General features: G+C 45.5%; 8 protein-coding genes. All 8 read left to right on the forward strand.

Annotated elements, in window-relative coordinates; translation table 11 throughout:
* Positions 1–962: DNA polymerase III subunit delta (gene holA / locus CAG68_RS00920; RefSeq protein WP_161440687.1), on the forward strand; the 962-nt coding region annotated here is incomplete at its 5' end.
* Between the two features lie 88 nt (positions 963–1,050).
* A complete protein-coding gene (gene rsfS / locus CAG68_RS00925) occupies positions 1,051–1,368 on the forward strand; it encodes a ribosome silencing factor (RefSeq protein ID WP_005373015.1) in 318 nt (105 codons plus the stop codon).
* A 4-nt stretch (positions 1,369–1,372) separates the two neighbouring features.
* Positions 1,373–1,843, forward strand: a complete 471-nt coding sequence (gene rlmH, locus CAG68_RS00930; protein WP_017821762.1) for a 23S rRNA (pseudouridine(1915)-N(3))-methyltransferase RlmH — start codon at positions 1,373–1,375, stop codon at positions 1,841–1,843.
* 29 nt (positions 1,844–1,872) lie between these two features.
* A complete protein-coding gene (gene mrdA, locus CAG68_RS00935; RefSeq protein ID WP_005384126.1) occupies positions 1,873–3,789 on the forward strand; it encodes a penicillin-binding protein 2 in 1,917 nt (638 codons plus the stop codon).
* The gene (rodA, locus tag CAG68_RS00940) at positions 3,789–4,910 is read left to right on the forward strand and encodes a rod shape-determining protein RodA (RefSeq protein ID WP_005373004.1); all 1,122 of its coding nucleotides are present in this window, start codon (positions 3,789–3,791) and stop codon (positions 4,908–4,910) included. Before mrdA ends, rodA begins: the two co-directional genes overlap by 1 nt.
* A gap of 2 nt (positions 4,911–4,912) precedes the next feature.
* Complete coding sequence (locus tag CAG68_RS00945) at positions 4,913–5,716, forward strand: septal ring lytic transglycosylase RlpA family protein (RefSeq protein ID WP_017635670.1); 804 nt, start codon at positions 4,913–4,915, stop codon at positions 5,714–5,716.
* 91 nt (positions 5,717–5,807) lie between these two features.
* Complete coding sequence (locus CAG68_RS00950) at positions 5,808–6,986, forward strand: serine hydrolase (RefSeq protein ID WP_005384132.1); 1,179 nt, start codon at positions 5,808–5,810, stop codon at positions 6,984–6,986.
* A gap of 139 nt (positions 6,987–7,125) precedes the next feature.
* Positions 7,126–7,368: DUF493 family protein YbeD (gene ybeD / locus CAG68_RS00955; RefSeq protein WP_161440688.1), on the forward strand; the 243-nt coding region annotated here is incomplete at its 3' end.

A 7,368-nucleotide genomic window follows, 5' to 3' on the forward strand; every position in this document is an offset into this window, starting at 1 on the left:
ACTTAATCTTTGGTAATGAGCCGTTACTGATTCAAGAAAGCCGCCAAGCCATCCAAAAGGCAGCGTTTCAACAAGGTTTTGAGGAAAAACACCGTTTTGCTGTGGATGCTAGCATCGACTGGAACCAAGTTTACGACTGTTTCCAAGCGATGAGTCTGTTTTCAAACCGTCAATTGATTGAGCTTGAAATTCCTGAAAGTGGCGTGACAACCGCCGTCAGCAAAGAGCTGCAAACACTGTGTGATATGCTTCATGATGACATCATGCTCGTCATTGTTGGTAGCAAACTGACCAAAGCCCAAGAAAATGCGAAATGGTTTAAAGCATTAAGCTCAAAAGGCGATTGGGTAAGCTGCTTGTCGCCAGACCTTCAACGCCTACCTATGTTCATTCAGACACGTTGCCGCACGTTGGGACTAAAACCCGATCAGCAATCACTGCAAATGTTGGCTCAATGGCATGAAGGTAACCTATTTGCATTGACACAAAGCTTAGAGAAATTGGCCCTACTCTACCCGGATGGTGAGCTGACCATCATACGTTTAGAGGAAGCCCTAAGTCGCCATAATCACTTCACTACCTTTAACTGGATCGACGCCTTACTGGCAGGTAAAGCAAACCGTGCACAACGTATTCTTCGCCAACTTGAGGCGGAAGGGGTTGAGACCGTGATCTTGATTCGAAGTGTACAAAAAGAGTTGAGCCAACTTTTAAATATGCATCAAGACTTAAGTCAAATGGGAATGAACCAGGTATTTGAGAAATATCGAGTTTGGCAAAACAAGCGTCCACTCTATAACGCAGCACTGACCCGCTTATCAGCGAGTCGTATTTGTGCATTGCTCTCCTTGTTGGCTCAAGCCGAGATAAAAGCCAAAACTCAGTATGACGAGTCTGTATGGCCAACTATTCATCAGTTGAGCTTAGAAACCTGCTCTCCTGATATTAAGCTGGCAATTTAAAAATCAAAGCGTGATATAGTGCGCGACCTGTTTTGCAAGCAAGAATGTAAAACACTGTAGAGATAAGAGACAAACCGAGGAAAACCGAGTGCTTCGCGAAGAACTGAAAGACTTTTTAGCTGATAAAGCCGACGACATGAAAGCGGAAGACATTATCGTCCTAAATGTGGAAGATAAATCAAGCGTGACAGATTACATGATCATCTGTACTGGTACATCCAAACGCCACGTTTCATCCATCGCTGACCATGTTGCAACAGAGGTGAAAAAAGCCGGTCTTGAGCCACTAGGAATGGAAGGTGAAAACGAAGGTGAATGGGTAGTCCTTGATATGGGCGACGCCATGCTTCACGTGATGCAAGAAGAGCACCGCGAACTCTACCAGCTAGAAAAACTCTGGGGTTAATCTTTTGAAAATTCAACTAATTGCTGTTGGTACAAAAATGCCAAAATGGGTTGAGGAAGGCTTTCAAGAATATCGTCGCCGTTTCCCGCATGATATGCCGTTGGAGTTGATTGAAATCTCTGCTGGCAAACGCGGAAAAAATGCCGATATCGCTCGCATCCTGCAAAAAGAAGGGGAAGCGATGCTCGCTGCGGTACCAAAAGGCAACCGTATCGTCACGTTAGATATCCCAGGTAAAAAATGGGACACTCCTCAACTCGCTGAGCAGTTAGAAGCTTGGAAATTAGATGGCCGTGATGTATCAATATTAATCGGCGGTCCCGAAGGACTCGCTCCTGCATGCAAAGCTGCAGCAGACCAAAGCTGGTCATTGTCTGCCTTAACGCTACCCCACCCTCTAGTGCGTATCGTAATGGCAGAAAGCTTGTACCGAGCGTGGAGCATCACCGCTAACCACCCTTATCATCGCGAATAATCGTTGTTTAACTTTAGAGCCAAGCGTTAATGATTCGTAAACGCCGCAGTCAAATCCGAGATTATCAAGCCGAAGCGCGTCTGTTTGCCAGCCGCGCTATTGTTGCTTTTATCGGCATTGTTGTCTTGATGGGAGCTCTGGTTGCCAACATGTACAACATTCAGGTGAACCAGTTTCAAGACTATCAAACCCGCTCGAACGATAACCGCATCAAAGTGGTGCCTATCGCGCCTAACCGAGGTCTAATTTATGACCGAAATGGCGTTTTACTGGCAGAGAACCGTCCCGTCTTTAACTTAGAACTGACCCCAGAAAAAATTAAAGACATTGATGCAACCATCCAAGAATTACAAACTATTCTGGAAATTACACCAGACCAGATTGAACGTTTCCACCACGAGCGTAAACGGACTCGTCGATTTAAATCGGTCCCACTGCTTACCCAACTGAACGAAAAACAAGTAGCGGTATTCTCCGTCAATCAGTACCGCTTTCCGGGTGTGGAAATAAGTGCGACCTTAAAGCGCTACTACCCTTTCAGCGAAGTCTTAACCCACGTGATTGGTTACGTTTCTCGAATCAATGATCGCGACATGCAGCGCCTGATCCGAGAAGAAAAAGACGCAAACTATCAAGCCACTCGCGACATTGGTAAGCTGGGTATTGAAAAATACTACGAAGACCTCTTACACGGTACAGCCGGATATCAAGAAGTCGAGGTAAACAGCCGCGGCCGAGTAATTCGTACGTTAAAGTACGTTCCACCTGTACCCGGAAAAGACATCGTTTTAAACCTTGATATCAACTTGCAGCTGTACGTACACCAATTATTGGATGGCCGCAGAGGCAGTGCTGTAGTGATCGATCCTAGAGACAACGGTGTACTGGCTATGGTTTCAAGTCCTAGCTACGATCCTAACTCGTTCGTGCACGGAATCTCAGGTAAAGACTATCGTGCCCTTTTGAACGATAAAAACCGTCCTTTGGTCAACCGCACTACACTTGGCATTTACCCTCCGGCCTCTACCATCAAACCATTTATGGCGGTAGCCGCGCTGCAAGAAGGTGTCGTCACACCTAACACCACACGAAATGACCCTGGTTATTGGCGCATACCAAACTCCAACACACGCCCGTTTCGTGACTGGTTGCGTTGGGGGCACGGGCGCGTCGATATCATTAAGTCGATCGAAGAGTCTGTTGATACCTTCTACTATCAAATCGCTTATGACATGGGTATTGACCGTATTTCGAATTGGATGATGATGTTCGGTTTTGGTGATTACACTGGCATTGATATCTACGAAGAAAGTAAGGCGAATATGCCGACTCGTGACTGGAAAATGTCTCGCCATAAAACCCCATGGTATAAAGGTGATACGATCCCTGTGGGTATCGGCCAAGGATATTGGACAGCAACACCAATGCAAATCGCCAAAGCAACCTCCGTATTAGTAAACGAGGGAGAAGTGATCGCACCTCACTTGCTCAAAGCGACGATAGAAAATGGTAACGACTTCGAAGAGCAGCAAACGACAGAATACGTGACTTACCCACCAATCAAGAATGTGCCTAAAAAGTACTGGGATATGGCGAAAGAAGGCATGCGTCGGGTAAACCATGGCACGCGCGGAACAGCTCGCCGCTCATTCTACAAAATGAATTATGAAACAGCGGGTAAATCAGGTACTGCACAGGTCTTCGGTCTGGGTGAAAACGAAGAGTACAACGCCGATGAGATCGCCGAGCACTTACGTGACCATGCGTTATTTACTGGCTTTGCACCATTTGATGATCCTAAAGTGGTCGTCACTGTAGTACTAGAAAATGCCGGTGGTGGTTCTAGTAACGGTGCCCCAGTAGTAAGGAAAATTTTTGACCGAGTCGTTCTTGGTCCAGAAGAAATTGAGCCTGAAAACAATGCGAAGAAAGAGGTAAAACAGTAATGAAGATGGATCCCTCTACAGGTAAAAATCGCGCCCTGTTTGAACGCTTCCATATCGACTTACCACTCCTACTTGGCATACTGGCCCTGATGGGGTTTGGCCTGGTGATCATGTACAGCGCCAGTGGCCAAAGTTTACTGATGATGGATCGCCAAGCCATGCGAATGGTGCTTTCACTCGTTGTGATGCTCGTCCTTGCACAGCTTTCTCCACGAACTTACGAAAGCTTGGCACCTTTGATGTTCGTTGGTGGCGTTATACTGCTTTTCGGCGTGCTGTTTTTCGGTGAAGCATCGAAAGGCGCGCAGCGTTGGCTTAACCTCGGTTTTGTGCGCTTTCAACCGTCAGAGCTATTGAAGCTCGCAGTGCCATTAATGGTGGCTCGCTATGTCGGTAGACAGCCCCTTCCACCAACGCTAAAAACACTCATTGTTGCACTGATTATGGTCTGCTTACCAACCATTCTCATTGCAAAGCAGCCTGACTTAGGTACCTCGATCCTGATCGCCGCTTCCGGTATTTTTGTTATCTTCCTCGCCGGCATTAGCTGGAAAATCATCGCTGGTGCTGCGATTGCATTAGGTGGTTTCATTCCAATTCTGTGGTTTTTCTTGATGCGAGAGTATCAAAAAGTGCGAGTTCGTACTCTATTTAACCCGGAATCTGATCCGCTAGGAGCGGGCTACCACATTATTCAGAGTAAAATTGCGATTGGCTCCGGTGGTATTTCCGGCAAAGGTTGGTTGCAAGGTACGCAGTCACAACTAGAATTTCTTCCAGAACGACACACTGACTTTATCTTTGCAGTAATTGCTGAAGAATGGGGTATGATTGGCTTCCTTTGCCTTTTAGCCATCTATCTATTTATTATTGGACGAGGTTTATATCTCGCCAGCCAAGCGCAAACCGCATTTGGACGAATGATGGCAGGCAGTATTGTACTCAGCTTCTTCGTGTATATTTTTGTAAATATTGGCATGGTAAGTGGCATCCTACCTGTAGTAGGTGTACCGTTGCCACTCATCAGTTATGGCGGCACATCAATGGTAACCTTGATGGCTGGTTTTGGTATTCTGATGTCGATTCATACGCACCGAAAAGCATTCTCTAAGGCGACCTAGACATGCAAAAACGCGCTTTATATTCCTTGGTTTTCTCTGCTCTTATTTTGGCAGGCTGTTCATCAACTAGCCAAAAAGAACAAGAAGGCCGTTACGAACTCGAATCCGATGTTGCACCGGATACACCGCTTTCAGTCGAACACATCGAGGATGCGCATCCTAAATATGAACCGTACAGCCTAGGTGGGAACAAAGATTACCACTTGCGAGGCAAAGACTACAAAATAGTTCGCAATGCGAAAGGCTTTAAAGAAAAAGGCCGCGCATCTTGGTATGGGAAAAAATTCCAAGGTCATTTGACTTCTAATGGCGAAATCTATGACATGTACTCAATGACGGCAGCGCATAAAACGCTACCGTTACCAAGTTACGTAAAAGTTACCAATACTGACAACGGCAAAACCACCATAGTACGAGTTAATGACCGAGGTCCTTTTCACGATGGCCGTATCATTGATTTAAGCTATGCCGCCGCGCACAAGTTAGATGTCATAAAAACAGGCACCGCGAACGTGGAAATTGAAGTGATCAGTATCAATCAGCCCACGGACAAAAAGTCATTAGAAGCGCACCCTAGGTACGTTATTCAAGTGGCATCATCAAAAAATGAAGAACGCGCGCGAACTTTAGGTACCGAGCTTGGTCAAAAATTGGATACAGAAACTTTCCTAGAGAGTGCGAAAGAGTCTTATCGCTTGTTGTTAGGGCCATTTACTGACTATTCCCTGACGCAAGCCACATTAGATAAAGTAAAGTTGCTCGGCTATTCGTCTGCATTTATTAAAAAACACAACACTGCCAAATGACCTCGTGTCATGAATTTCTCTTTGATCCCCCTCTTACATAACTAGGGATTCTGATAAGATGTCTGCAGTTAACCCAAAAATTTGAATTACCATGAATAAAAATAAGTTTGTGAAATCTATTCTCGTTTCTTCGGTTGCCCTTTCTGCAACTTTCGCTCAATCTGCTCTTGCATCACCTATCGTTGTTCCAGATGCCCCTCAAATCGCGGCGAAGGGCTACGTGCTGATGGATTACCATTCAGGTAAAGTACTGGCAGAGAAAGAGATGAACACAAAATTGTCTCCAGCTAGTCTGACTAAGATGATGACCAGCTATGTAATCGGCCAAGAGCTAGCGCGTGGTAATATCTCAGAAGATGATGATGTCACCATCAGTAAAAATGCGTGGGCGAAAAACTTCCCTGATTCATCAAAGATGTTCATTGAAGTAGGCACAACAGTTAAAGTACGTGACCTGAACCGAGGTATCATCGTCCAGTCAGGTAACGATGCCTGTGTTGCGATGGCAGAACATATTGCAGGTTCAGAAGATGCATTTGTTGACCTAATGAACGCTTGGGCCAACACATTGGGTATGACTAACTCGCACTTTGCCAACGTTCATGGCTTAGATAACGCAGAATTGTACTCAACACCATACGACATGGCACTGCTAGGTAAAGCACTTATCCGTGACGTACCAAATGAGTACCGAGTGTACTCAGAGAAGAAATTTACTTACAACGGCATCACCCAATACAACCGTAACGGTCTACTTTGGGATAAGAGCATGAACGTTGACGGCATCAAAACGGGTCACACAAGTAATGCGGGTTACAGCCTAGTAAGTTCAGCAACTGAAGGTCAAATGCGCTTGGTTGCGGTCGTTATGGGTACTAAAGATGCCAATGCTCGTAAGTCAGAAAGCAAAAAGCTGCTAAGCTACGGCTTCCGTTTCTTCGAAACAGTGGCACCGCACAAAGCAGGTGAAACGTTCGTAGAAGAAAAAGTGTGGATGGGTAACAAAGACACCGTAGCACTGGGTCTTGACCAAGATACTTACGTAACACTACCGCGTGGTGAAGCGAAAAACCTAAAAGCAAGCTTCGTCCTTGAAAAAGAGCTAGAAGCCCCAATTAATAAAGGTGATGTAGTTGGTAAGCTATACTATCAGATCGATGGTGAAGATATTGCCGAGTACCCACTAATGGCACTAGAAACCGTAGAGCAAGGTAGTCTATTTAGCCGCATGTGGGATTACATCGTATTGTTATTCAAGAGCTTCTTCTAAAAAGAACGTTAGAGTAGCAAACTTATTCGCAAAGCCGCCTGAATGGGCGGCTTTTTAAGTTTGAGCTCCTCGTCTTGAGTTCCCCCTAATTTGACTGTACTATTTCGCACCGCAACGAATATCTACTGGAGTTATCGATATGCTAACCATCAACTCTGATGCAAAATTAAAAGACCTGCTTGAGTTCCCTTGTTCATTTACTTACAAGGTAATGGGTCATGCAAAGCCTGAACTTCCAGAGCTTGTTCTTGAAGTTATTCAGCGCCATGCTCCAGGTGACTACAGCCCGACCGTTAAACCAAGTGCTAAGGGCAACTACCACTCTGTGTCAATCAACATTACTGCAACCTCTATCGAGCAGGTTGAGACACTGTACAAAGAG

The organism is Vibrio sp. V42_P2S4T144 (assembly GCF_009904715.1).
GTDB lineage: Bacteria > Pseudomonadota > Gammaproteobacteria > Enterobacterales > Vibrionaceae > Vibrio > Vibrio alginolyticus.